The 25,757-nt window shown below is 52.6% G+C and carries 27 protein-coding genes, 2 tRNA genes and 1 pseudogene; 8 read left to right on the forward strand and 22 right to left on the reverse strand.

From position 1 onward, the window contains the following. Window positions 1-36: 36 nt before the first annotated feature. The 4 genes from RT018_RS06165 to RT018_RS06180 all read right to left on the reverse strand — a co-directional run bounded on the left by RT018_RS06165 (window position 37) and on the right by RT018_RS06180 (window position 2,637). The gene (locus RT018_RS06165) at window positions 37-1,290 is read right to left on the reverse strand and encodes a radical SAM protein (protein WP_312940202.1); all 1,254 of its coding nucleotides are present in this window, start codon (window positions 1,288-1,290) and stop codon (window positions 37-39) included. Window positions 1,291-1,359: 69 nt separating this feature from the next. Then, on the reverse strand, window positions 1,360-2,115 hold the full coding sequence (locus tag RT018_RS06170; protein WP_312940203.1) for a LexA family transcriptional regulator: 756 nt from the start codon (window positions 2,113-2,115) through the stop codon (window positions 1,360-1,362). 352 nt (window positions 2,116-2,467) lie between these two features. Beyond that, window positions 2,468-2,552: transfer RNA gene (locus tag RT018_RS06175), tRNA-Tyr, on the reverse strand. 9 nt (window positions 2,553-2,561) lie between these two features. After that, window positions 2,562-2,637: transfer RNA gene (locus tag RT018_RS06180), tRNA-Thr, on the reverse strand. A gap of 77 nt (window positions 2,638-2,714) precedes the next feature. Here RT018_RS06180 and RT018_RS06185 point away from each other — a divergent pair. From RT018_RS06185 to RT018_RS06195, 3 genes are read left to right on the forward strand one after another with little or no spacing between them, the layout of a single operon-like run. Beyond that, window positions 2,715-2,903, forward strand: a complete 189-nt coding sequence (locus RT018_RS06185; protein ID WP_312940206.1) for a hypothetical protein — start codon at window positions 2,715-2,717, stop codon at window positions 2,901-2,903. Then, window positions 2,900-3,133 (forward strand): hypothetical protein, encoded by a 234-nt coding sequence (locus RT018_RS06190; protein ID WP_312940208.1) that lies wholly within the window; start codon window positions 2,900-2,902, stop codon window positions 3,131-3,133. Before RT018_RS06185 ends, RT018_RS06190 begins: the two co-directional genes overlap by 4 nt. Next, window positions 3,114-3,419, forward strand: a complete 306-nt coding sequence (locus RT018_RS06195; protein WP_312940211.1) for a sigma-70 family RNA polymerase sigma factor — start codon at window positions 3,114-3,116, stop codon at window positions 3,417-3,419. The genes RT018_RS06190 and RT018_RS06195 overlap by 20 nt, the downstream gene beginning before the upstream one ends. Window positions 3,420-3,536: 117 nt before the next feature. On the opposite strand, the gene RT018_RS06200 is transcribed toward RT018_RS06195, so the two are convergent. From RT018_RS06200 to gltS, 4 genes are all read right to left on the reverse strand, one after another. Then, entirely contained in the window at window positions 3,537-4,295 is a 759-nt protein-coding gene (locus tag RT018_RS06200) for an ABC transporter ATP-binding protein (protein ID WP_312940212.1), read from the reverse strand. Between the two features lie 4 nt (window positions 4,296-4,299). After that, on the reverse strand, window positions 4,300-6,621 hold the full coding sequence (locus RT018_RS06205; RefSeq protein WP_312940214.1) for an FtsX-like permease family protein: 2,322 nt from the start codon (window positions 6,619-6,621) through the stop codon (window positions 4,300-4,302). Window positions 6,622-6,871: 250 nt separating this feature from the next. After that, window positions 6,872-7,519, reverse strand: coding sequence for a TetR/AcrR family transcriptional regulator (locus tag RT018_RS06210; RefSeq protein WP_312940216.1), 648 nt, complete (start codon window positions 7,517-7,519; stop codon window positions 6,872-6,874). Window positions 7,520-7,849: 330 nt separating this feature from the next. Then, a complete protein-coding gene (gene gltS, locus RT018_RS06215) occupies window positions 7,850-9,103 on the reverse strand; it encodes a sodium/glutamate symporter (RefSeq protein WP_312940218.1) in 1,254 nt (417 codons plus the stop codon). A gap of 343 nt (window positions 9,104-9,446) precedes the next feature. Here gltS and RT018_RS06220 point away from each other — a divergent pair, with 343 nt between their 5' ends. From RT018_RS06220 to RT018_RS06235, 4 genes are all read left to right on the forward strand, one after another. Next, entirely contained in the window at window positions 9,447-11,027 is a 1,581-nt protein-coding gene (locus tag RT018_RS06220; protein ID WP_312940220.1) for a transporter substrate-binding domain-containing protein, read from the forward strand. Window positions 11,028-11,121: 94 nt separating this feature from the next. Next, complete coding sequence (locus RT018_RS06225; protein WP_312940222.1) at window positions 11,122-12,453, forward strand: sigma-54 dependent transcriptional regulator; 1,332 nt, start codon at window positions 11,122-11,124, stop codon at window positions 12,451-12,453. A gap of 176 nt (window positions 12,454-12,629) precedes the next feature. Then, complete coding sequence (locus RT018_RS06230; RefSeq protein WP_312940224.1) at window positions 12,630-13,517, forward strand: YitT family protein; 888 nt, start codon at window positions 12,630-12,632, stop codon at window positions 13,515-13,517. A 190-nt stretch (window positions 13,518-13,707) separates the two neighbouring features. Then, entirely contained in the window at window positions 13,708-14,352 is a 645-nt protein-coding gene (locus tag RT018_RS06235) for an HAD family phosphatase (RefSeq protein WP_312940225.1), read from the forward strand. A 256-nt stretch (window positions 14,353-14,608) separates the two neighbouring features. Here RT018_RS06235 and RT018_RS06240 read toward each other — a convergent pair whose 3' ends face one another. The 13 genes and pseudogenes from RT018_RS06240 to dtd form a co-directional block, all read right to left on the reverse strand. Continuing rightward, window positions 14,609-15,103 carry a S1 RNA-binding domain-containing protein gene (locus RT018_RS06240; RefSeq protein ID WP_312940227.1) on the reverse strand — a complete coding sequence of 165 codons (495 nt, stop codon included), beginning with the start codon at window positions 15,101-15,103 and terminating at the stop codon, window positions 14,609-14,611. A gap of 94 nt (window positions 15,104-15,197) precedes the next feature. Continuing rightward, a complete protein-coding gene (locus RT018_RS06245) occupies window positions 15,198-15,506 on the reverse strand; it encodes a septum formation initiator family protein (protein ID WP_312940229.1) in 309 nt (102 codons plus the stop codon). A gap of 214 nt (window positions 15,507-15,720) precedes the next feature. Continuing rightward, window positions 15,721-16,026 (reverse strand): annotated as a pseudogene (yabQ, locus tag RT018_RS15795) (spore cortex biosynthesis protein YabQ); the annotation flags it as partial. After that, the gene (locus RT018_RS06250; protein WP_397359833.1) at window positions 15,974-16,258 is read right to left on the reverse strand and encodes a YabP/YqfC family sporulation protein; all 285 of its coding nucleotides are present in this window, start codon (window positions 16,256-16,258) and stop codon (window positions 15,974-15,976) included. The pseudogene yabQ and the gene RT018_RS06250, both read right to left, overlap by 53 nt. Before the next feature lie 67 nt (window positions 16,259-16,325). Beyond that, on the reverse strand, window positions 16,326-16,577 hold the full coding sequence (locus tag RT018_RS06255) for an RNA-binding S4 domain-containing protein (RefSeq protein ID WP_312940230.1): 252 nt from the start codon (window positions 16,575-16,577) through the stop codon (window positions 16,326-16,328). Between the two features lie 101 nt (window positions 16,578-16,678). After that, window positions 16,679-16,954 carry an HU family DNA-binding protein gene (locus tag RT018_RS06260; protein ID WP_293009082.1) on the reverse strand — a complete coding sequence of 92 codons (276 nt, stop codon included), beginning with the start codon at window positions 16,952-16,954 and terminating at the stop codon, window positions 16,679-16,681. 60 nt (window positions 16,955-17,014) lie between these two features. Continuing rightward, window positions 17,015-17,821 (reverse strand): nucleoside triphosphate pyrophosphohydrolase, encoded by an 807-nt coding sequence (gene mazG, locus RT018_RS06265; RefSeq protein WP_312940232.1) that lies wholly within the window; start codon window positions 17,819-17,821, stop codon window positions 17,015-17,017. A gap of 58 nt (window positions 17,822-17,879) precedes the next feature. Then, a complete protein-coding gene (locus RT018_RS06270; RefSeq protein WP_312940233.1) occupies window positions 17,880-19,502 on the reverse strand; it encodes a polysaccharide biosynthesis protein in 1,623 nt (540 codons plus the stop codon). A gap of 80 nt (window positions 19,503-19,582) precedes the next feature. Then, window positions 19,583-19,981, reverse strand: a complete 399-nt coding sequence (locus RT018_RS06275; protein WP_312940234.1) for a zinc ribbon domain-containing protein — start codon at window positions 19,979-19,981, stop codon at window positions 19,583-19,585. Between the two features lie 18 nt (window positions 19,982-19,999). Beyond that, a complete protein-coding gene (locus RT018_RS06280; RefSeq protein WP_312940235.1) occupies window positions 20,000-20,932 on the reverse strand; it encodes a nucleoside kinase in 933 nt (310 codons plus the stop codon). Window positions 20,933-20,989: 57 nt separating this feature from the next. Then, entirely contained in the window at window positions 20,990-22,495 is a 1,506-nt protein-coding gene (hemZ, locus tag RT018_RS06285) for a coproporphyrinogen dehydrogenase HemZ (RefSeq protein WP_312940237.1), read from the reverse strand. A gap of 3 nt (window positions 22,496-22,498) precedes the next feature. After that, entirely contained in the window at window positions 22,499-23,119 is a 621-nt protein-coding gene (locus tag RT018_RS06290; RefSeq protein ID WP_312940239.1) for an MBL fold metallo-hydrolase, read from the reverse strand. Between the two features lie 12 nt (window positions 23,120-23,131). Further along, on the reverse strand, window positions 23,132-23,578 hold the full coding sequence (gene dtd / locus RT018_RS06295; RefSeq protein WP_312940240.1) for a D-aminoacyl-tRNA deacylase: 447 nt from the start codon (window positions 23,576-23,578) through the stop codon (window positions 23,132-23,134). A 100-nt stretch (window positions 23,579-23,678) separates the two neighbouring features. Here dtd and RT018_RS06300 point away from each other — a divergent pair, with 100 nt between their 5' ends. After that, the gene (locus tag RT018_RS06300) at window positions 23,679-23,804 is read left to right on the forward strand and encodes a hypothetical protein (protein WP_312940241.1); all 126 of its coding nucleotides are present in this window, start codon (window positions 23,679-23,681) and stop codon (window positions 23,802-23,804) included. A 50-nt stretch (window positions 23,805-23,854) separates the two neighbouring features. Here the strand turns inward: RT018_RS06300 and RT018_RS06305 are convergent. Continuing rightward, on the reverse strand, window positions 23,855-25,757 hold a 1,903-nt coding region (locus RT018_RS06305; RefSeq protein ID WP_312940242.1), incomplete at its 5' end, for a bifunctional (p)ppGpp synthetase/guanosine-3',5'-bis(diphosphate) 3'-pyrophosphohydrolase.

The raw sequence follows: 25,757 nt of genomic DNA on the forward strand, positions 1-25,757 counted from the left end.
GACGCGAGAGCGCGTCCGGGGCCTTTTTATATCCAATTACAATACAATTTCCTTGGGGAAAGCTTCTCTGCGGAGAATGCCCCACATTTTATCAATATACGCCAGCGTGTAGTAATTTTCATAGTAATGATAGTAAAACGCACCCTTCAGTGTCATGCGGAAAATTCCCTGCTCCTCCGTGGCAAAGCCCAGCTTTTTCGCAAGATAGAACTCAAAGCCGTAGACCTTGTTCAGAGGGACACCGAAAAATTCTTCAAATCCCTTGGGGTCCACTTCTGTGCTGTATGCGGTCCAAAACAGGTAGTAAAGCATTCGCTGGCGGGTGGTGAAGCGCAGAGTCAGCGAGGTGGGCAACGTGCCGCCCTCGACTCTCCTGCGGTATTCCGCCACAGAAAAGGTGTTGACTTTAAACTGATCGTTTAGCAGCGTGGTGGCAGAGCAGCCGAAGCCCAAAAAATTTTCCCGTGTCATGGAGGAATAGCTGGCTTTCGGTGTGCTCGAAAAGGTCCAGATGGACTCCCGCCGGTATCCCATGGCTGCGCAATACTCGGTGATGTCGTCCAGCAGTCGGCGTTTTTCTTGCTTGCCCATGGGCTTGACAGTGGAACCGGTGAACGCAAAGTCAATAAAAGGATAGATGGCCACATGGTTTGCCCCAATGGAAAAGGCGGTGGCAATATCCGTCTTTAGGTCCTCTGCCGTCTGCCCCGGCAGGGCGAAAATAAAATCCATGGACACAGTTTCAAAGGGAACGGTCCGCAGTGCGGCGGAAAGACGCTCCGGGTCAAAGCCCGTGCGCCCCAAAATCCCCAGAAATTTTTGACCGAAGGACTGAATCCCGATGCTGATTTTCGTTACGCCAGCCACCCGCAGGGCCAAAAGCGTCTCCACCGTCACATTGTCTGGGTGAAGCTCCAGACCGACGCCCTCTGTGATAATAAAATGCTCTTGCAGTGCGGATATGATTTCCCCTATCCGCCCGACGGCAAGGGCGGGCGTTCCACCGCCAAAATACAGGCTGGTGGCCTGTGTTTTCTCCTGCGTCTTCCCGCCCACCAAATGGATTTCCTGAAGCAGGCAGTCGATATACTCGTTGCACAGCGCCTCGTCATACAATTCCTTGCAATAGGGGCAGAAGGAGCAAAGCTGCCTGCAAAAGGGAATATGGACATACAGGCCCAGCTTCCGGCTTTTCGTATAGGGCAGCACTTCGTCATATTCGTTTTGAAACCGGAACGGACGGAGCGACCGTGTGAGAAACGTCCGGGTCAGAGTCGTTAAACAGCTCATCATTCACCTCCATGCACGCTCACTGCGTTTTGGCGGCACCACAAGCGGCCGGATGGTCCATGCCGCCGGTTATCGGCCTTGCTTCGGCAAGGGCAGCTTATGCATCATCACGCGGCCAAAGGACACCAGCGTCTGCCCGCTGTCGGCGGTGAGCACCACGTCCGCGTCCGAGCGCGCCCGGTTCAAAGAGAACAGATACACCGTACCTATGGGGTCGCGATAATATTGCTTGCACACCATTTCTCCGTCTACGCAGAATATGCCAATGTCGCCCGCTTGCAGCGGGTCTCGGTTCACATAGACCACCGCGCCGTCGGCAATCCAAGGAGACATGGAGTCGCCCCGGATGTGCACGGCAAACTCCGCCGCAGGCGGTACGTCTCCGCCCACGGGGACATAATCGAAATCCTCGCCAAACACCGGCGCGGCAAAGCCCGCTGCCGCCGGGCTGCAATACAGGGGAATCCGCCGCTCAACAAGCTGAGGGCGGGCCAGCTCCAGCTCGTCCTGATATTGACACAGAGCCCCCAGCACGGAGTGCACCGTATCCCGCCCCACGGCGGAAAGACTCCGGTATTGGTCTAAAACCTCCCGCTCGTCGTGGCTCAAAACGCTCTTTCCGCCCCGGAAGTGGTCCCGGTACAGCGTGTTGGGGTCCACCCGCAGGCTGTCAAACAGGCGCAGGAGAATCTCTTCCTTGGGAAAGCTGATCCCTGTCTCGTAATTGCCTATGGCGGAAACCGTCACACCCAGCGTCTCCGCCAGTTCCCGGCGGGACATATTCAACTGCTCTCTCCGCTCCCGCAACCGTTCTCCAAATCCCATATGGCGCGCCTCCCCGCAGCTTTCCGATAAAATCCGAATTTTCTTTATCCTATCTGTTTTCGCTGTCTTTGTCAATTATAAAAAACAGGAAACTTGTAAAATATGCCTTGACAAAACATTATACTTGTGATATTTTGAAATTGTTCACAGGGTTCTTGTGAATTGCTAGGAATTACACATGAAGACAAACTGTCGGACAAGCTATGGGGGCAGGCGGAGCGACGTGGTGCGGAAACCGATGCAAGAGCGTTTCTTACAGCAAACCGACTGCGCGAAGAGCCAATTTTTCCGGAACCGCGCGAGTTTTTTCGAAAAAAAGCACTCACATGTTCCGAAAAACATGTGAGTGCAATGGTGGGGGAAGATGGATTCGAACCATCGAAGTCGTAGACAACAGATTTACAGTCTGCCCCATTTGACCGCTCTGGAATTCCCCCATATTCACTTGGAGCTGGTGGACGGATTCGAACCCCCGACCTGCTGATTACAAATCAGCTGCTCTACCAGCTGAGCTACACCAGCGCATCCAACAGCAAGAGTTATTCTAGCAGACAGTGGGAGGTTTGTCAACCTTGTTTTTTTATGGGAGGGGTATTTTTATGAAAAAAATGTCGTACAGAGGGCCGGAAGGTCCCCGCTGCGGTCTATGCGGTGGGGAACTATGTCCGGGAGAGTCTTATTGGCAGATCAATGGAGAGCAGATTTGCACGGTCTGCCTTCCGGAATATGCCCGGGGAGAGCTGGAGCCTTTTCGCCGGGTGCAGGGAGAAGAGGTGAGCGCCGGATGAAACTGGTTGAGATGTCCGTTACATATCGCGTCGGGGCCGAGGCCCTGCGCCAGCGCATTTGGGAACTGAAACAAACGCGGCAGGGACAATCCGACCCGGAGGAAATTTTTCGCTTGACGCGGCGCATTGCGGAACTGGAACCGCTGCTGCGGGAGGCGCGGGAACTGACGGCGGTGACTGCCCATTATTACGAAAAGGGGTATCACAAAGATGAAAAGTACTGCTTCTAATGCTTTTTCCACCCGCTCCAGCGAGTGGATGGGAGATATGACGGTGTGGCTGCGGGAAAACAGCGAGGACAATGCAGATCGTCTGGCCCGTCTGCGCCGCCAACTTCATTTGGCCCGCCAGCGGGAGCTGACGCCCCGTCAGCGCCAGTTTTTGGATAGATACTTTGACGATGGGCTAACCATGCAGGAAATTGCAGAGGAGGCGGGGGTAGACCCCTCCACCGTGTCCCGGACGCTGCACCGGGCAAAAGAACGCCTTCGTCGTGCCTTGCAATACGCGCTGTAAAAATTTTGCCTTTTGCGGTTTAAGCGCGCTCTTCCTGTGGGTATTCTCTGCATTCCCCGCTGCACCCTTTCGGCCCCAGATGAGATGTTACGTTGAGGCTGAACCTCAAAAGCAAACTTATATATCAAAATCCTGCATCTTTAAAGCAATCTGATTGATTCGATTCTTTATCGTATCCTTGTTAAATTTACCCAAGAAAAGTTGCGACTTTATTTTACCATCTTTCATAAACAGCACTCTTTCCGCTCTGGAAGCCACTTTCGCGTCATGAGTTACTAGCATGACAGCAGTACCATCTTGGTTAATTGCTGAAAAAATTCCCATAATCTCCTCTGCGGTTTTAGAGTTGAGCGCGCCGGTAGGCTCGTCTGCGAACAGAATTTCCGGCTCATTTATAAGGGCGCGGCAGATACCTGCACGCTGTAACTGTCCGCCCGACACTTCGCTGATATCTCTATCCTCAAGGTTAGATATGCCAGTGTCATTCAGAAGTTTTTTTGCTTTTTCAATTATGTGTTTATTCCTGTTTTTGTTACCCTGTAGGCTGGAAAGAATAATGTTATCAAGAATATTCAGATTTTTGAGCATTGTTGGCTGTTGAAACACAAAGCCCATTTTTCTCCTGCGCATATCGAAAAGTTCATTTTCGCTTAATTTGGACAACTCCTGGCCGGCAAATTCAACGGTTCCTGCGTCTATTGTGTCAGTGCCGCTTAAGGCGAACAGCAATGTGGTTTTTCCGCAGCCGGACGGTCCCATCACGGCAACAAACTCTCCGTCGGCTATTTCTATACTTACATTATTTAGAACGGTGGCTTTCTCGTCCCCTTTTCCAAAGGCTTTTACAATATTTTTTCCGCTGATTATCTTTTTCACGCGCCTACTCCTTAATATATTCCGGTATTTTTTGTGTGGAAATTCCAGAAACGCTCAGTCGCGTTGCAAGGCCCACACAAACCAACATAAAAACTGGCGAAAACAGATACGCAAACATCGGGTTCACCACAAAGTGGAATTTAGATGCGCCAAAGGCTGCAACCAGTCTGGCCCCCAACAGTTCTCCCAACGTGTTTGCTAAAACTGTTCCGATAAATATACCGGCAATCAGAACAAAAAATCCTCGTGTTAAATACTGGATGCGAATTTCAGATGCTTTAAACCCCAGCGTTTTCAGTATGGCGATCGAATGACGATCCTTTGTCAGCAGCATTTTCATAAAGAGAAGTGTTACCAGCGTCGTAATCAGAACAGATGCTGCGATGGCGGCGTAAGAAATCTTTCGGACTGCAGCAATAACTCCGCCAAACGACTGGTTGATATATTCGTCGATGTTGGCTGTCTTAACGTTGGGAAAAAGCCCTTTATACTGCCCCACCTTTGCGTCTGTGAGTACCCGATTTTGAAGCTTCACCGGAATGATACTCCAAAGAACGCTGCCGTGGTCGATATCAAATATAGCCTTTGCGGTCTTGCCGCCGTTCGTAATGTCTGAATAAATCCCGCATATAGCAAACGGCTTTTTCTGCCCATCGACAGTTAGTAAAATCGTGTCATGCAGGCCTTTTTCCAAATCCTCCGCGACAAATTTGGAAACAGCAATTTCTTCGTTGGTCTGGGGAGCCCTCCCGACGGAATATGCAATTGGGAAGACGGAAGGATCGCCCAGCTCCACTTTAAGCTTGCCGACCGATCCATCGTCCATGGGCATATCGAACATATAGCTGGTCAGTACGGTATATTCTTCTATGTCTGGATCCTGAGCCATAAAGCTTGCAATCTCCTCTGCCTTTGCAGTGATATTAACCGTCTGCTGAATATCCATTCGCATATCGCATTCTCCGATGCCCATATAGGTCATAAAGCTGCGCTGAGAAATGGTATTGTATATATTTTGCGGCACAATCATTATAAAAGAGGAAATAATCAACACAAAAAGCATGGTAAAATAAAGCCGTTTGCGTAACATAACATCTTTCAAACCAAGAAAGATATTAGGAGAAAGTGCCTGGCTGGCAGACAATCGAAAACCTCTTGCAGCGTTCGATTTTTCCTGTGGTGCGCCAAAACGGATGGCCTCCCCAGCCGATATCCTTTTAAAACGGCGCATGACACCATTCACATACAACATTACAATGAAAAAGATCAGCGCCGCACCCAACATTCCCAGTATCATCCCCCGTTGAGGGGCACTTGGTTCCCCCATATATAAGCGGATGTTTGCTAAGAAGGGCTCTTTTGCAGGGATGGAAAGTACAAATCCGGCAGCACAGGCAACGCCTGCAAGCGCACCATATTTGGCCAGATAAAGCCGCTTAATATAGGGGCTACTCAGGCCGATTGCCTTTAGCATACCGATTTCCCGGTAATCCTCTTCTATTTTGGCAAGCAGTGTGAACCGGATACACAGAAAGCTCACGACAATGACAAGTACGCTGATGAGTATCAGCACCGCAATCATAACCCCGTCATCAATAGCGTTTGCCATTTTGAACAGCGAATAGGTGATGGCAGGCGGTCCATTAGCCGGAAGGCCTGTCGAAAGGTACGCCGTTTCAAATGAGGAAACAGCAGAGGGATCGGTAAGGCGGAACTCTATGAGAGACTCCAGCTTTCCAAATTCTCTGAGCTGTGCAAAATCTGCCTCATTTACAAGGAAGCGCTTGGAAGAAATCATCGAAGCGTTCATCTGGGAATCCCTCAGAAACCCGGCGACCGTAAAGGATACTCCATGGATTCGCACCCGGTCCCCAAGAATTACCTGACCGTTTTTCATATAATAGAGAGGAACGTAGATTTCCCCCTTTGCCGGATGAATAACACTTCCATCCAAGCCGAGCAGAAAATCAAAGCGATCGCTTTGCACCGAAAGGCCGTTATCCTGTATCGAACCGGCAAGTGACCCTTTTTCAAGAACAATCTCAGCTCCCTCGATATTGAGAAAGGGCATAACTTGAAAATCCTCTACATTTCCAAGAGTGTTTGCAAAATTCAAGAGCTGCTGTGTATTTATCTCACCGGTATGCATCTGCAAAAAATGGGGTGTTTTTGCATTTTCCATCATGTTGTTTATGGAGGTAAACAAGCTTACGGAAAGAATTGCCGCAAGGGAAGTGAGCAGCGCTGCCAGCAGAATAAATGCAGAAATGGTCATTGAAATAAGTTTGCTATTTTTAATATCGTTTACGATCAGTTTTCGGTACATACGTCACCTCAGTTCGCTAATTCTCTGTTAAATTTTATAGGATAGAAAAGAACGGCTGTTACACAAACCAATAAACCTGCGGCAATAATAAGCCGCCCATATCCTCTGCTGTTTCCAGTGCGGATTATCTTTCCCGCGCTTCCTGATAGCAAGCCCCTTGTGGTTACCATGGGGAAAAAGAAAACTAAAGCTGCAGATTAGTATCATGTTTTCTCGCAGAACGAATTTTAGAAAAGAGCTATGTTGGAGTTTATTCATCAACACCACAGTCCGTATGAAACAACACAGCCACGCTGTCAAAGCTACCCGGTGCCGCTCCAAAGATACGTTCCAAATTAAAAATGAATGCTCTGATTCTGCTTAACAGCTCTTTTTCCGTAAGTTTTTCAGCGTAATCATCAAAAACCGTATTAACATGAGCGACGATCATTTCCAAGCTCTCATAGGGATACGGTGTGTGGAATAGGCCTTCTTTTATACCATCCTCAATAATCCCCATAAGAATAGGGGGGATGGCCTCCAGCATGGTCTGATGTGTTTTCTGATGCATCAAGGCATTTTGGGGCCGGTGCATCTGCTGAGTAATTACACTGGGTGCTCCCTCCTTATCGCCATTCATTGCCATGAGGGTTTGGATTAGCCGCTCCATGACCGGAAGACTGCTGTTTGCGGCAATCTCCTTGGCCTCGCTTAACAGCCTTTGACAATGCCGCTCTATCAGAGCGTCTAAAACATCCTCCTTTGATTTAAAATGATAATATACCGTTCCTCGTGCGATTCCGGCTTTTAAGATAATGGCGCTTATTGTTGTTGCGTCGAAGCCAATGAGATTGAAAAGCGCTTCGGCGGCATCTAAAATTTCATTTCTGCGCACATCTGCGTTTTTAATGATTCGCATACTATGTGCCCCCTATAATTAGACTGACGTTCAGTCTAATTATAGGGGGCACATTTATTATTGTCAATATGCAGTTGTAAAACAGGTACCGGGTATAGAATAAAAGAACAAGAACCCGGTTTACCAACGCCTTGCGCCATGTGAGTACGTGCCGATGCATACCGCGTTTTCTAAAACAGCAAAAGCCGGACAGAAAATTACTGTCCAGCTCTTGCTTTCCGTACCTGTTTGCCATATAGGGTTCACATCATATCCCCATGAATCCTGTCCCGATGGCTTCAAGGGGATACTTACCGCTTAAGTACCGTTATAGGCGAAAGAATTGGTCTCTTATGCTGGCTTGACAAAGGTTGCGATAAACCAAATGGTTACCGGTTGGTAAATAATATCCACCAGAAATGCGCCTACAATCGGCACAATCATCATAGCCCTGCGGGAAAGACCATACCGATCGTTGACGGCAGTCATATTGACAATTGCCGAGGGAGTAGCGCCCAGAGCATGCCCCATCAATCCGGCGCACATAACCGCCGCATCATAGTTCTTTCCCAGAATCCGAAACACCACAAAATAGGCAAACAGCGCCAGAGCAACCACCTGGCAGAGAAGAATAATCAGCATGGGGCCAGCCAATCCAGACAGTTCCCACATTTTAAGTGTCATCAACGCCATGGACAGATACAAGGCCAGCATAACATCGCCGATTTTTTCCACCATAGGATAGTCAAATTCATAGAACTTAAATTTTTCATTCAAATTTCGTACAATGATGGCCGTAAACATTGCCCCAACATAGTCCGGAAGACTCAGGGGATTGGTGGAGACCAAATTGATCAAAATGCTGATCCATTTGGCAACCATGGTGCCAAATGCCATGCAAAACAAGATCGCGGTAACATTTTTGATAATGTCCAATCCGCTAAGTGTTTTTCCCGTGGAAACATTAATTTCAGTAACGCTGGTATCAAAATTTTCGGATTCATCCGGCTTCAGGTCGTATTTCTCGATTAAACGGCGTCCAAGAGGGCCGCCTACAAGCACGGCAGAAATAAGGCCGAAGGTGGCTGCCGCTGCGCCCACCAAGGTGCCTTGTGCATACCCGATCTCGGCAAAGCTTTTTCCATAGGCTGCCGCCGCGCCGTGTCCGCCAATCATTGAAATGGAACTGGAGAGAAGTCCGTATGCGGGGGCAAGGCCAGTGAAGGAGGAAACGGCGATTCCAATAGTGTTTTGAATCACGGAGACAATTCCGGCGATTAGCCAGTAAATCACCAGCAAAATGCCGCCCTTTTTTAAGAGCTGCACACTGGCGCCCAATCCCACCGTGGTAAAAAACGCCAGCATAAAGGGAGCCTGAAACGTTGTGTCAAAGGTAAACGAGTAAGTTCCACTGAAGTGGCCGATCCATGTGACCAGCATAAAGAGAAAGCCGCCCACTACGGGGGCAGGGATGCAGTATCTTTTTAAAAAGCGCAATTTTGTCGTTACGAAGTATCCGACCAGCAGCAAGATTGCGGCCAAGGCAAGGGTTGCAATCATATCGGTTTTGATGTTCAAAACTTGGTCCACGTTTTCAAATGACATAAGGCATACCTCCTAAATTTAACACACTAATTTTCTATGGTTGTTCCTGAGGCTGTCCGGCTTACTCCTTTCATTCAAACACTGGTTTCTTACTCTAAATTTATATAAGCAAGTTTCGTGCCAACGGTATTTTCGCCAAATTGCCCCGCTTTTTGTAGAAAAACTACGAATTACAAAAGGTATGTGCAAATTTTGCACTGCAAAATTTGCACATACCTTCTGTTGTGGCTTTTGAGGAGCGTATGTTATAATGTTGCTAAAATTTAAGGAAAGACGGCGGATTGCGGCACCCATGGATTAGATTTCAAGACGTGGATACCTGCATGACACATCAAAACGAGAGGTGAGCGAAATAAAACGGTTGCTTGGTCTTCTGGTGAGCTTGTTGATTTTGTCGGTACTCACTCTGCCTGTCGGAGCCGAAACACTGCGGGTTGCGGGAGACGAAAACTTTCCGCCTTATGAATTTGTAGACTCCGACGGAATCTTTAAGGGCTTTAATGTCGATCTGATGAAAGCCATCGGCTTATTTGCTGATTTGGAATTTGAATTTCTTCCCATGCCGTGGGAAGAGGCATATGTTTCCATCGAAACCGGACAGGCTGATCTTATTCAGGGAATGAAGGTATCCGAAGCCCGAAAATTGCGCTTCGCGTTTTCGGATACATCGGTCAAGAACACCGATTCGATCTATATTCGCTCAGACACCAAAGGAATCAATACCTTCAGCGCTTTGGCAGGCAAACGCGTGGGGGTTGATTACGGCGACGTGCGCAATGCCTTTTTAAATACGCTGGAGAACATTTCCGTTATATCTTATCAAAACCCAGAGGAGGCGCTGCTTTCCCTGTATCGCGGAGAGATAGACGCGATGATTGGAAACACACTGGTAATCAGTTATTTTAGTACGCGGAACAACATTTCCGATGGGGTGATGGTGGTTGGCAAGGCGTTTAACCAGCAAAACTACGCCATTGCGGTTGCCGTGGACAGTACGGAGCTTTTGTCCCGCCTCAATCAAGGCATCGAGGCGGTGCAGGAGAGCGGCATCTACGATCAGATTTACCGCAAGTGGTTTGGCGTCCCTGTTTCCAGCTCCACGCAAAATATCGGTCTTGTAGTAGCGGTTTCGGTGGGGGCAATTCTCCTGATTATGAGTATTATCTACATTTATAATCGGATTAATTGGGGGCTGAAAGCAATTATCGCAGAGGAAACGGCAAAGGAAAAGGCGGCCATGGACAAGCTCCGGGAGTATGATAAGCTCCAGTTTATGGATCGAATTATCTCTTCCATTGCCCATGAAATTCGCAATCCCCTTACCTCCATCCGATTTTATGCCGAACAAATTCCCGGAAAAATCAGCGACCGGGAGTTTATGATGGCGGTGGCGGAAGATATTCCACCGGAAATTGAGCGGATTGACGCACTGATTAAAGAATTTATTGAGTATACGGTCCCCCGCACACCATTTCAGGAGTCAATTTTCCTTAAAACCTCGCTGGAACAGGTGCTTACGTTTCTTCATGTCCAAATGCGGGAGATACAAGTGGATATGAATGTTCCGTCGGATTTGTTTATACTATTTGATCGAAACCATCTGCGGCAAATTCTGCTAAATATTTTGATTAATAGCATTGACGCACTGGAAGGAGTCGGCGACCCGCAAATTACGATTCACGCAGCCGCCGAGGGCAACATGGTGGTTATAGAATTTTTTGACAATGGCAGCGGTGCCGACGAAGAAAAACTCCCCTATCTGTTCGATCCGTTTTATACGACCAAGCAGAGCGGAAACGGGCTGGGACTTTTTATTGTCCGCCAGATGGCGGAAGAAAACGGCGGATGCGTGTCCGCATGCAATCAAGCCGGCGGCATGATGATTCGGCTGTCTGTTTTGCGGCAAACAACTGCAATGCCGTGATGCAAGGGCCATTTAAAAGCACCTGTTGCAATTGCGGTAAGCCGCGCCACGTGGCTTTTGTCGAATGACGCGGCGGAAAGGAACGGTCACAACGATGATTAAAATATTAGTGGTGGATGATGAACTCCCCATCTTAAAATCCCTTTCTTTTGCATTGAAACAGGACTATGAGGTTTATTCTGCACAAACAGGGGAGGAAGCATTGCGTCTTCTTGCCGAAGAGCATATTTCGCTGGTCCTTCTGGATCTGCGTCTGGGGAGGGAAAACGGCATCACGCTGATGCGGAAGATGTTGCAAATCAACTCAAACGCGGCAATCATCATCATGACGGCATATTCATCCATTGAAAGTTCAGTCGAGGCCATCCGTGCCGGTGCATTCTATTTTGTCACCAAGCCGATTCAGATTAATCAACTGATGCTTTTGCTGGAAAAGGCGGCGAGTCAGCTTTCTCTTCAGGAGACTATTTTGGGATTGAAAGATGTGATTCGCAACAGTCTCATCGGCATCTCTCCTCAGATGCAGGCCATTTATCATCTTATTGACCGGGTGAAAGATACCAAGGCCAGCGTGCTGATTACAGGAGAGAGCGGAACGGGAAAGGAACTGATTGCCAACAAGCTGCACTTTTCAAGCAACAGGAAAGAAAAACCGTTTATCGCCGTTAATTGTGCTGCTTTGCCGGAATCCCTTCTTGAAAGTGAACTGTTTGGCTATAAAAAAGGTGCGTTTACCGGGGCGGTTAAAGATGAGCCGGGCATTATTTCCAAGGCCAACGGAGGCACGCTCTTCCTTGATGAAATCTGCGAGATGGAACCCCGGCTCCAATCCAAGCTGCTTCGTTTTTTGCAGGAAGGGGAAGTGCGCCAGATCGGCGGCGACGCTGTACAGGTCGATGTGCGGGTTGTCTGCGCCACCAATCGGGATCTGGATCAGGAAATTGAATCCCGACGCTTCCGCAGCGATCTGTATTATCGAATTAATGTCATTAATATCGCCGTGCCGCCTCTGCGGGAGCGAAAAGAGGATCTCACCGAGCTGGTCCCGTTTTTTATCCGAAAATATGCTGCCGCCTATGGGAAACAGGTGTTTGGTATTCGCCCGGAAGCCATGGCTCTGATGAGTCGATATCATTTTCCCGGGAATGTGCGGGAATGTGAAAATATCGTCCAGCGGGCAGTATTGCTTTGCAGTGGAAGTGAAATTGGGCCGGAGGCGCTGAATTTAAAATCACAATATCCTGCCACGGAGTTTGGGCAGGAGGATTATATCCGCATTTACCCAAGTAAGACGATGAAGGAAATTGAACGGCAGGTGTTGGCCTTCTATTTAAAGACGAACAAAAACAGTCGGCGGGAAACCGCCCGTGCGCTGGAGATCAGCGAGCGGGCATTGCAGTACAAAATTAAGGAATACGGGTTATAGTTTTTCAAAACAAACACTTCAAGACCGTGTACAAGTCAGACGCGCTGTATGGAATTTCCCGGCTTTGCCTCTTGTGCTTTTACCCTGCTTTACGTATAATAGGCTTGCGATAATCTTTGCTGTGCGTAAACCCCGTGGATTCCTCCGGGAACCGGGGAATTAGAAGGAGGAGCCTTATGATTTACACCGCGCTGCATAACCGCTGGCTGCGTCTTCTGGGAGCCGTGTTCGGAGAATTTCTCGCTGCGCTGGCGATGAATTTATTCCTGGTTCCGTTAAACCTATATACCGGCGGAGTGATGGGATTCAGCCAATTGATCCGGACGCTGATGACGGACTTTATGGGGATGAACTTCGGGCAGTATGACATTGCGGGAATTCTCTACTTTTTGCTGAATATTCCCATTATAATTTTCGCCTGGAAGACGCTGGGGCGCGGATTCGTGGTGCGGATGTTGATCTGCACGCTGGCATTCTCTCTCTTTTATTCCGTGATTCCTGCGCCGACCACGCCCATAGTGGAGGACATGCTGACATCCTGCCTTTTGGGCGGCATTATCACAGGCGTGTCTTATGGCATCGTGCTGACCTGCGGTTGCTCCGGCGGCGGACTGGATGTGGTGGGGCTGGCGCTGGCTGCCAGAGGAAGCAAAATTACCGTAGGCCGATTCAGTCTGGGCATCAACGCGGTTTTGTACACCGCGTGTCTGATCCTGCTCAGCCCGGAAATTGCCATCTACTCCGTGATTTACAACTATTTTTCCGCCACCATTCTGGACCGGATGCACCAGCAAAACATCTCCATTCAGGCGGTGATATTTACCAAGCAAAACGAGAAGGAACTGGCAAAATATATTACCCATTCCTTCGGACGGGGAGTCACCTATTGGACGGGAGTTGGGGCCTATACCGGGGAGAATGTCCATGTGCTGTACGTGTGCCTGTCCAAATACGAAGTGGAGGAGCTGCGTCGGGCGGTTCACGCCATGGACCCCCACGCGTTTTTCGTGATTCAGTCGGGCATTGAGGTGGACGGCAACTTCCGCAGAAATCTGGGGAACTGAGAAACGGACAAAAATGGTGGGCTGGCGCCTGTTCTGGTGGGGCCTGCGGACCCGGACACGGGATTTTTGAAAGGTCTGTCGGAGGGGACCCAAACAGGGAGACCACGCAGGCTTTCAGAGAAGAAACGAACGATAGACGAAAGGCGCCGCGTTGGCGGCGCCTTTTTTATGAAAGGAGAGCATAAAAGCTATGCGGCTGCAAGGTGCGATTTTTGATATGGATGGAACGTTGCTGGATTCCATGGGGGCATGGAGGGCACTGGGCTCCAGCTTTGTCCGGAGGCAGGGAAAGGAGCCGGAGGAAGGGCTTGACCGTATACTCCACGCGATGAGCATGGAAGAAGGCGCGGCCTACTGCGTGGAGCGGTACGGGCTGAAAGTCAAACCGGAGGATATTTTCCAACTGCTGTACGCTGAAATGGAGGAGTTTTACCGGTTTCAGGTGAAGCCAAAGGCAGGCGTGGAGCGGCTGCTGTCCGTTCTGAAGATGGAAGGCGTGTGGATGTATGTTGCCACAGCCACAGACCATCCCTTGGCGGATCTGGCGTTGGAGACTTCGGGACTTGGGAAATATTTTCGCGGACTGCTGACCTGCGGAGATGCGGGCCATGAAAAGGATCATCCGGAGGTGTATGAGATGGCTCTGCGCCGCCTGCGCTGCCGGAAGGAGGACACCGTGGTGTTTGAGGATTCCCTCTTTGCCCTGCGCACAGCCAAGGCTGCGGGGTTTCGCACGGCGGCGGTCTATGACCCGTCCGAGCCGAATCAAGAGGCTATGCAGGCCGAGGCGGATTATTATATCCGCTCTTTCGAGGATTGGACGCAAATAGAGTAAGCAAACCTAGGGGGACTGTTTGCACCGGAGGAAATCGGTTTAAAAATGGGCAAAAAGGGGCCGCCGACGAATTAAACGCCAGCGGCCCAAATGGGTGGGATATTGGAAAGCTTCCATGACTATCGTACTCCTTGCGCTCCAAAAACGCAAGGGGGAAAAATAGTCGATTTTTTACTTGTTTTGGAGAAAACCGTCTTTTTTGAATAAAGTCCAAAAGAAAATCCGCGGCTCCTTTTGGGAGCTGCGGATTCTCTGCTTATTTTCTTCTCTTGCCGCCGCGTTTTCCGTCCACGCTGCGATTCAGATCAGCCATTTTTCCCTCGGAAGCGGAGAGGAATTTTTTCAGCTTGTCCTCAAAGTCCACGTCGCCGGAGGGCGGAATCGCCTGCGCCCGGGCGGAACCGGAACGGTTTGCCGATGCATAGCCTCCGCCGGCGGGCCGTGGCCCCCCACTACCCACAGCGGGGCGCGCATTTCCCATGCCCCGGGGGGCAAAGGAACGGCCCTCCTCCGGAGGCAGTGCCTTTTTAATGGAGAGATTGAGCTTTCCGTTCTCCGAGGTTAGCACCCGGACCTTGACGCTCTGTCCCTCCTGTAAATAATCGTGGACGTCGTTTACGTAGCTGTTTGCAATCTCCGAGATATGTACGAGGCCGGAGCGGCCTCCTTCCAGGGCGACGAACGCGCCAAACTTCATAATGGCGGTTACCTTGCCCTCCATGATGCTCCCAACCTCAGGCTCTACTCCCATATTGCGTTCTGTTTCTCCCTTCTCAGGTTTCGTTTGTCCGCCCAAAGCGGAAAGATATTCAGATGACCGGCAGGGCGCGCAGCGCCCGTGCCGCTCAATTGCTCACATCGTAGAACACACGATCTCCCGGGGCCACCAGACCCAGCTCATCCCGGGCGATTTGCTCCATCTGATCCTGCGTGCCGCCGCCATCGATGGCCTTTTGCAGCTGATCGTTTCCCTGCTGGCTGTTTCGAACTTGCTCGCTCAGCAATATCCTCTGGGTTTCCGCCTGCTCCACCTGCGTCCGCAGACGATATAGCTGTAACCCCAGCGCGACGATGAGCGACACCAGCAGCAGCTTTCCGAGCAGGCCCAGCCTGAGCTGCCGACGGTTTTTTCTGGGCGCGCCTGTCTTTGCCACGACTGCTCCCTCCTCGACCGATATTGTAACGCCGACACGCAATTTTCTCTATTGTATAGCATTTTTTCATAAAAAGAAAGATGTTTTTCAGACGAATGCTCATTTTTTTAGAAAAATTTTTCAGCCAAATCCAAGGAATTCGCAGCAAATGAAGCAAAAAGTCCAGCGTATCGGCCCAAAAGTCCCAAATCGGACGCAGGAGCGCGGAAAAAAGCGTAAAAAACAGCACGGTTCCGCCAAGAGTGCCCACCAGCGCAAAGATGCGAAGCTGCCCCTGCGTTCGGTTTAAAGCAAAGAGAAACAACGCCGCCGCCGCCCACAGACAGTAAACGGCATCCAGCACCCAGGAAAACCTTGGCAGGCGAAGACGGAAGGGGCGAAGCAGATCGTGGGCCACTCCGATGGCCAGCCCCAGCAAAATCGACTGAAGAAAAATCTCCAGCTGCTGGTCCACAAAGTTCCGCATATCATCCCAATAGCCGCCGCAGCAGCCCACCCCGATTTGAGGACGGTTCCTCATAGGACAGGGAATCAATTTTCCCGTCCACTCGCAGCTCGCCGCCCTCCAGCGAAAGCTGACCGATGTGCAGATCTTCCCCCGTCACCACCAGTGTTCCGGCGGCGGTGGACATGACAATCCCCGTTTCGTCAAACCGCTCTACATCCTCCACGCCCGAGACAATCAGGTGCTCTCGTCCGTTCAGCTCGATGCGATGAGCCTGCGGCATGGCGTTTCCATAGTCATTCATCATACGTCCCTCCCCGGTCTGCGCCGGTCCAAGCCGGCGGTCACACCATTCTATGGGAGAGCGCGGCGGATTATGCCCCGCCGGTGATTTCGCGGTACAGGCCCGCTGCGTCTGCCTGACGGACGTTCTCTGAAACAGCCAGAACCTCCACCGTCAAGGTCCGCACGCCAAACCGCAAGGAAAGTACGTCGCCCACCTTCACCTCGTAGCTGGCTCTGGCAGGCTTTCCGTTGACCACAACAAGACCGTTGTCACAGGCCTCGTTGGCCACGGTGCGCCGCTTAATCAGCCGCGCGGTTTTGAGATATTTGTCCAGCCGCATAAAATTGCTCCTTTTAAAAACTTCCTGAAAACCTTGGATTGGAAAACGCGCGGGGGGACTTTCGTCCCTCCGCGCGAGGCGTTTATTTAACGTTACCGCGCTTACTGTGCAACGGTGTCCTTCAGCGCCTTGCCGGCCTTAAAGGTGGGGATCTTGGAGGCGGGAATTTTGATCTCCTCCTTGGTCTTGGGGTTGCGGCCGATGCGCTCGGCGCGGCTCTTCACTTCGAAAGAACCGAACCCAACCAACTGCACCTTGTCGCCCTCTTTCATGGCGGTGGTGATCGCGTCCAGCGTGGCGGCAATAACAGCTTCGGCTTCTTTCTTGGAAACCTCCGTCTTGGCAGCAACAGCATTGATAAGCTCAGCTTTGTTCATTTGTATTTCCTCCTATTAAATTCACATCTTCCAGAATATATCTCAAAGCGAAGTACGCTTTTAAGATTTTTGTTGTTTGGCCCGTTCCCACAGGGCGGTCTTTTCCGCAAAAGGAAGGGAAGCAAGGTCCCCGGCGGAGTGTTCCTCCACAAATCGGAAGCGGCGGGCAAACTTGTCGCACCCGGCGTGCAGCGCTTCCTCAGGGTCCACGCCGTAGCGCTGGGCAATTCGCGCGGCCACAAACAGCACATCGCCCACCTCCTCGCGGATGCCGTGGGGTGCGTCCACTGGCCGGGCGCTGTCCTCCGTCGCTTCGCGAAGCTCGGCAACCTCTTCGGAGAGCTTGTCCATCGCACCGGAGGCCTTCGGCCAGTCGAATCCGGCTGCGGAGGCTTTGCGTTGAATTTTCTCGGCTCGCCACAGGGCGGGAAGTGTTTTGGCAACCGCGTCCACTGCGTCTGCCGCGCAGGTCTGCCCCTTCTCCCGGCGCTTCATGATCTCCCAGCGGGCCGACTCTTCGGCGGAGTCTTTGACCTCTTCGGAGCCAAATACATGAGGGTGGCGGTAAATCAGCTTTTTGCAGATGCCGTCCGCCACGTCGTCCATGGTGAAGCCGCCCTGTTCCCGTTCAAGCTGGGCGTGAAACACGACTTGCAACAGCACGTCACCCAGCTCCTCGCACAGGGCGGCCGGGTCACCCCGGTCGATGGCCTCCGCAGTCTCGCAGCACTCCTCCAAAAGATTTCGCCGGAGGGAAGCATGATCCTGTTCCCGGTCCCAGGGACAGCCGTCAGGGGAGCGAAGCAGCTCCATAATCCGTAGAAGGTCCTCGTATCCGTATCGAGGCTTACATTGAAAATCTATCATATCTTTTCTGCCTTTGCAAGATAAATTCACGGGAAATCCTTGATTTTGCAGGTTTTTTTCACTTTAGGCGCAAAATTTTTGCCAACTTTCTGCCATGGGGAATGGATTCCAGATCCTCCGCCCGGAGAATCTGCAAAGCCAGAACCAGAATGCCATACACCATAACCGCCACCACAATGGCTCCCAAGGTGGCTGTGGCACCGGCCAGATATCCGGAGCCGGGGCTTACCAGCAGACGGCTGAGAAGGCCGTGGGATGCCCAGGCGGAGAGTCCCATCGCCATGGAGGCAACGGCAGGTTTTACGAAAATCTGGAGATACCGGGGCTTTTCCGGCGAGTATTTCCAAACAAAGTACAGGTTAAAACCGGCGATGACCAGATAGCAGCAAAGGGTAGAGATGGGGGCGCCCATGATGTTGATAGAGGGCGTGCCCACCAGAACATAGTTCATGGCAATTTTGGTGACGCCGCCGGCAACCATGGTGTAAATAGGGATTTTCTCCTTGCCGTAGGACTGCAAAATGGCGTTGGTCAGGTTCATCAGGCAGATGAAGATGCACGCCACGCCCTGCACCCGCAAAAGCGGCGCGCAGGCAATGGCATCCTGAACCTGCGCGGGATACAGCAGCAGCAAAATCGGCCCCGCAAGCACGCTTAATCCAACGCCCGCAGGGATGGCCAGCAGGGCGATCAGACGCAGGGCGGAAGAGACGACCCGATTGGCTCTGGCGTTTTCGTGCCGCGCAAGCGCTGCCGCAACAAAGGGAATCAGGCTCATAGTCACGGGGAAGACAAAGGAGGGCGGAAGATTCACAAGGTCTGTGCCATAGCCATACTGCCCGAACAGGACACTCGGCGCGGCGGGAAGCTGGCTTTGAATATCGGACAGCCGACGCAGGACGATGGTGGTATCCAGCATGGTCAAAAGACTCATGGCGGAATTGCTCAGCGTGATGGGAATACCAATACGCAGGACTTGCTTCATCAGTGTGCCTTTAGAGGGGGGCACATCATCTGAAAGAGCAGAATTGTCCCGATGGCGAAAGAGATATAGCGCCATAAAACCCAGAGCAATAATTTCGCTGACGGTGACGCCCAAAATGGCGCCGGCGGCGCCGTAGGACACTCCCATTTGCGCCACGCGGATGAGATACCACGCCAGCGGTAGTCCCACGCCCAGCTTAAAGGTGACCTCAATGACCTGTGACACGGCGGTGGGCGCCATGTTTCCCTGCCCTTGCGTGTAGCCCCGCATACAAGCCAGAAGGCTGACGCACAAGATGGTGGGCGCCAGCGCACGGATGGCCGGAGCGGCCATGGGTTGGCGCTGTAGACCGGCCAGTTGCGACGCGCCAAAAAACATCAACAGCGATCCGATAAGGCCGATGCCTAGAAACAGCCAGATTGCCGTGCGGAACAGTTTTCGCTTTTCATTTTCCCGCCCCGTAGCGTGAGCACGGCTGGTAAGCTTGGAAATGGCCAGAGGAAGTCCCGCCGTAGAAACAGTCATCAGGACGTTGAAAATATCGTAGGCCACCTTGAAATACGTCTTGCCCTCGGCACTGAGCAAGTTGTTCACCGGAATGCGGTAAACCGCGCCCACAAGCTTAACAATGGCCACGGCGGAGGCTAAAATCGCCGCACCGCCCAGAAAGGATTGCTTTTTCGCGTTATTCGCCATGAAGTTACCTCAATTTTTTCAAAAGGTTGGAGCCGTTTCTCCAACAAAGGATATGCTGGCGTCCCGCCGTCATGCCTCCGTTACAGGCGGGTCCCGCAATGACGGCAAAAAGCGTCGCCTTGCTTCGGGTCTGCGCCGCAAAGGGGACACACCCGGACTTCGCTCTGCCGCAGCCGCGTGATCTCCGCGGCCGTGCGGTCCAGTTCCGCGTCCACCTCGTCAATTTCTCGCAGTTTTGCAAGCAGCTGATCGGAGTCAGCAATTTTACCGGTATGGGTTCCATACACCATGGAGCCAACTTCCTGCAAAAGCGCGCTCCGCTGTGCCTTCAGGTCTGCCGCGCGGACATTCAGCTTGCTGACTGAGAGAAGGGAGGAGGCCTTTTGACCCGCAGCATTAAAAAGGTCGCCTGCGGCAGTACCCACCTCCTCGGCGGTTTTCTGCACGGTATCCAGAATCTCCTGCAATCTTTCATCCATGATGACGCCCTCCTTCATTTAATAGGTATAGGTGCCGCCGCCCACAAATTCGCGGGCCAGAGAGTCCAGCGCCAGATATTGGGCGGTCATGCCTTCAAAGCGCTCGTAGGCGATAAGAATCTGGTCTGCCACCGGGTATTTACCCCGGGGCAGTTCCTCCAGCAGGGGAACTACATAGGGCTTAAGAACGGAAAACTCGCACTCGAGAGACGAGTCAAACATCAAATCCGCATTTTCCTTATAAGGGGAGATGTAAAGCTTTTCCCCACGGCGGACATTATTCCACATCTTCAAAGTAAATTCGGCGCTGCTGCCCCGGAAGTTGTGATCCCGGACAATCCGGCGGCAAAGGCGCAGCCACGCATGGTCAAACAGGGCGCTTCCCGTCTCGTCCAGCACGCTGCTGCGAGCCGCGATATAGAGTTTGAAGGCGTGGGGGTTCTTGCCCACGATCACGTCGTTCAGGGCATGAATACCCTCAAAAATCACCAGTTCGTCAGGCCCCAGACGCATGGGCTGGGACATGATATCCGAGCGCATCTGGCGGGCAAATTCATACTTGGGCACATGGATTGTCTCGCCCCGGTCCAGCATGGCAAAGTGGCGGTTTAGAAGATCAATGTCCAGACAGAAGGGGGACTCGAAGTCAATGGCACCCTCCCGGTTCCGAGGCGCGGTTTCCGGGTCCACGGTATTGAAATAGTTGTCCATAGACACTGTGTAGGTCATGATTCCCATGGATTTGAGCACATCCTCCACCTTCAGGGCCGTGGTGGTCTTTCCGGAGCCGGAGGGGCCGGAGAGCAAAATGATGCGGGACTCGCCCCGGTGAGCGGCGATTTTTTCTGCCGCCATGCGCACCTTCTTCTGAAAATCCTCGTCGCAGCGCTGGGAAAACTCCGCGGGATCGCTGCGGACCGCCTGATTGATGTCAATGAGAGAATATGCCATGATTTCAAACCCCTTTCCAAGGTGGACCCGCGGCGTGCTTAGCCCGCGCGTCCCGATTCAATCCTCTGCTGTCTTTCGCCCGGAGGCGGAAGAGGAGAAGGCGAGCCCGGCATTTTGGTAAAACGCGGCAAAGGCCGCCTGATTTTCAGAGATCTTACCGGGCCGCGCTGTATATTCCACCGGGTATTTCAAATTAAATACCCGGCTGATATGGCCCGGCCCGGCCACCATTTTCGTGGACCCGCCCGCGCCGCAGGAGAGAATGGAGCACAGCTCCGACATGATATAAACGTTATAAAGATTTTCGGCTCCTGGCTTGCACCAGCCTGTGTTTTCAAAGCTGCCGGACATATACTTCTGCCGATACAGGTAATAAGGTACGTATCCGGCTGCGCGAAGCGTGGGGTCCGCATAGTCCAGCATTTCACCAACCGCCTCGGCGGAGGGAATGCGCAGACCCTCCAGCGTGATGCGGCTGCCTTTTTTCAGGCTCAGAGTGTGGACCGTGATGTTGTCCGCTCCCAAGTTGATGCAGGCGTCCAGAGACCGGCGAAAGCCCTCCGGGTCGTCTTCGGGAAGGCCCGCGATCAGGTCCATGTTGATATGTGCGAACCCTGCGTCGGCCGCCTGCTCCATCGCGGAAAAAATTTGGGCGGCGCTGTGGCGACGGCCGATGGCCGCAAGCACCCGGTCCTCCATGGTCTGGGGGTTCACGGAAATCCGCGTCACCCCCCGGTTTTTCAACACGTTCAGCTTTTCCGGCGTCACTGTATCGGGCCGTCCGGCCTCGACAGTATACTCGCAGCAGGCAGCAAAGTCAAACGAATCCGTGAGGCTGCCCAGCAAACCGTCCATTTGTTCCGCTGAAAGGGTGGTGGGGGTTCCGCCCCCCATGTAAAAAGAACGGACCCGCAGCCCCAGATCCCGACAGAGTTTTCCCGCAGAGGAAATTTCGGCTTTCAGCGCCGCCAAATACGGCTCCACCAGATGGAAGCTTCGTTCCACGCTGGCACTGACAAAGCTGCAATAGGCGCAGCGAGTGGGGCAGAAGGGAATGCCCACGTAGAGAGCGATGTCTTTGGGGCCTAAGTCTTCCCGCACGCGGCGGGTGACGCAGGCCGTCTCTGTCGCAAGTCTGGCGCGGCGGGGCGTGACGAAATATGCGTCTTCCAGCATCCGCCGGACTTCTTCCGGAGAGTCCCCCAAATCCAAGGCGGACACTGCCGTTTTGTCGGGCCGCACGCCGGTGAGGCTCCCCCAGGGAGGCGTCAATCCTGCGGCCTCGCGAGCAGCTTTAAAAAAGCTCATTTGAAGCAGTCTGCGGCGCTGGCCCTCTTGTTCGTAGTCGGTGCCGCTCAGCTCACATACCGCTTCGCCCCGACCGGTGTGCCCCTGATAGAGCATTTCAGTCACCGCTTCGGCATGGTGGTCGCTCTGGCGCAGAGTAATGATCGCCCGGCTGGGGTCTTCTCCCTCATATACGGGCCGTTCTTCCGGCAGCAGGGCCATCAGGGTTTGCTCCATGGCATACAGCTCCTGATGCCCCTCAAATTTCAAAAGCACGGCTCAGCGCCCCAGTGCCTGAAGCATAAAGGGGTTAAATTCTCGCTCCCGGCTGAGAAGAGAAGGGCCCATGTGGCCGGGAAGCACGGTGTACTCCTCTTCAAGCCGCCCCAGACGGGACAGGGATGCCAGCATATCGCCCACATTCCCGCCAGGCAGGTCCGTCCGGCCACAGGAGCCGGCAAACAACGTGTCTCCGGCAAACATGGCACCGCCGCACAGCAGCGTCACAGAGCCGGGAGAGTGACCGGGGGTGGACAAAATCGAGACGGTCAAACCGCCCACCTGAACCGTGTCTCCCTCGCCATAGTCCACCGTGGGGGGCAGAGACAAAAATAGCTCCCGGGTCCGCCGGTCCGCGTCGTCGCCATGCACATCCCGGCGATTTAGATAGGCGGGAATGCCGGGATACCGCTCCAAAAGTTCCGCCACCGCGCCGGTGTGGTCATAGTGCCCGTGGGTCAGGAAAATACAGACGGGGGTGCAGCCGGTTTCCTTGATGGCATGGGACACCCGGTCTACGTCGGCGCCGGGGTCCACAATGGCGCAGACGCCCGCTTCCTCGTCGCAAAAAATATAGCAGTTGGTCATAATTGCGCCAACCTGCATGGTAACGATTTTCATGGCAAAAGCTCCTTACAGCGTGTCGGTATCCAAAATCAGTGTCAGGGGGCCGTCGTTGACGGAGTCCACCTTCATATCCGCACCAAATTCGCCGGTTTCCACCCGCGAAACCTTTTCCCGGCAGGCCGCGATAAAAGCTTCGTACAGGGGAATGGCAACTTCCGGCCGCGCGGCGGCAAGAAAGTCCGGTCTGCGGCCCCGCTTGCAGCTTCCATACAGCGTGAATTGGGAGATAACCAGCAGCTCCCCATCCACAGCGTCCAGCCCCAGATTCATTTTACCATTTTCATCTTCGAAAATGCGCAGCCCGCAGATTTTATCGGCCAATTTAAGGACTTCGGCCTTTGTGTCCTCATGGGTAATACCCAAAAGAATAAGAAAGCCCTGCCCAATTTGGCCCTTTATGGCTCCGTCGATGGAAACGGAGGCCCGGGTAACTCGAGTGACTACCGCGCGCATATGCAGCTCTCCTTTACTGATTTCACGATTTCTGTCGTGTCCCCGTCTCATCACGGGAAAGCCGCAGAACGGATTTCCCGTGAAAAGGAGCGGCGATGGAGTGAGTGAGCTTTCGCGCCAAAGCGCGGAAGCGAAGGATGTGGAGCTTACTCTATCGCATCTCCGTCTCGTCTCCTCGAAAAGCGGCTGCGCCGCATTTCGGGGAAAAGGAGGAGCGGCGAAATGAGCGAGCTTTGGCCAAAGGCCGAAGTGAAGGATATGAAGCCCGCTCCGACGTCATCCGGCAGGCCGCGTAACGTTCAAAACTCCCGAAACCTGATTGAGCCGCTTCATCAAAGACTGAAGCTGCTCGCCGTCCTTGACGCTGACCTCCAGCGTGATGACGGCAAAACGGTCCTCGGTGGTGCGGACATTCAGCGCCGCCACCCGGGTATTGGTCACGGACAGGGCCGCGGAAACATCCAGCACCAGATTGTTGCGGTCTTTTGCCAAAATTTCCAGAGAAGTCCGGTAGCTGTCGTTGGTGTCCACGCCCCAAGTGACCTTAATCCACCGACCTTGTTGGTCCGGCTGATTGCGGCGCTCCTCCGAGGCATTGGGACAGTCGCTGCGATGGACGGACACGCCGTATCCCCGGGTAATAAAGCCGATAATTTCATCCCCCGGAACCGGAGTGCAGCATTTTGAAAATTTCACAAGGCAGTTGGAAAGACCCTCCACGATGATGCCCTGTTCACTGCGGGCGCGCTTGGGGATCGTGGGCTTAGCCGACTCCTCGGCCTTGCTGGACTCCATGACGTCTTCCAGAGACTTTTCCTGCTGGTGCAGCTTTTGAATGCGCATCAGCTCGCCCTGCATCCGATTGACAGCCTTCTGGGCGGAAAACCCACCATAGCCGATGGCGGCGTACATCTCTTCCAGCGTCCCGAAAGACACCCGCTTTAAAAGCTCCGGAAGATTTTCAAGAGCCAACACATCTCGCATGGTAATGCCGCAGTGCTTCAGCTCCGATTCAAAGGCGGTGCGGCCATTGGCGATGTTTTCCTCCCGCCGCTCCTTTTTAAACCACTGGCGAATTTTGCTGCGGGCCTCGCTGGACTTGGCAATTTTCAGCCAGTCCCGGCTGGGACCCTTGGCGGTTTTAGAAGTGAGAATCTCCACAATGTCGCCGTTTTTAAGTTGGAAGTCATAGGTGACGATGCGTCCGTTGACCTTGGCGCCAATCATGTGGTTGCCCACAGCGGAGTGGACGGAATAGGCAAAGTCGATGGGCGTGGCTCCGGCGGGAAGGTTCTGCACGTCACCGCCTGGGGTGAACACGAACACCTCATCGGAAAACATATCGATTTTGAGTGAGCGGATATACTCTTCTGCATCCGTGCCCTCTTGATTTTCAAGAAGGCGACGGACCCATTCGTATTTTCCCTCGGTGCCGCCGCCTTGCCCGTTCTGCTTGTATTTCCAGTGGGCAGCCACGCCGTATTCCGCAATTTCGTGCATTTCCTGTGTGCGGATCTGCACCTCAAAGGGGATGCCATCTCCGCCCATGACAGTGGTGTGGAGAGACTGATAGCCGTTGGGCTTGGGGGTTCCAATATAGTCCTTGAACCGGCCCAGAATGGGTTTGTAAATGTCGTGAATGACGCCTAGCACATTATAGCAGTCTCCCACAGAGTCCACCACCACGCGGAAGGCAAACAGGTCGAAAATCTCATCCAGAGATTTATTCTGGTTAAACATCTTGCGGTAAATAGAGTAGGGATGCTTCATCCGACCGTAAACCTTGTGGCGAATTTCCATTTCCGTCAGGCGCTGGTCGATCTGGGCCTGTGTGCGGTTCATAAGGTCGTCATATTCGGCTTTTTTTGCGCTCAGGGTTGAAACGATTTCATCAAACCCAACCGGGTCCAGATATTTCAGGGACAGGTCTTCCAGCTCCCACTTCATGCGCTGCATACCCAGACGGTGGGCAATGGGAGCGTAAATTTCCATCGTCTCCAGAGATTTTTGCTTCTGCTTTTCCGGGGACTGATATTCCATGGTGCGCATGTTGTGAAGCCGATCGGAAATCTTGATGAGAATGACCCGGATATCCTTGCTCATGGCGATGAGCATTTTCCGCAGATTTTCCATCTGCTCGTCTTCCTTGGTGGCGTACTGGATGCGGGTCAGCTTGCTG

This window comes from Oscillibacter sp., assembly GCF_032060045.1.
Taxonomy (GTDB): domain Bacteria; phylum Bacillota; class Clostridia; order Oscillospirales; family Oscillospiraceae; genus Oscillibacter.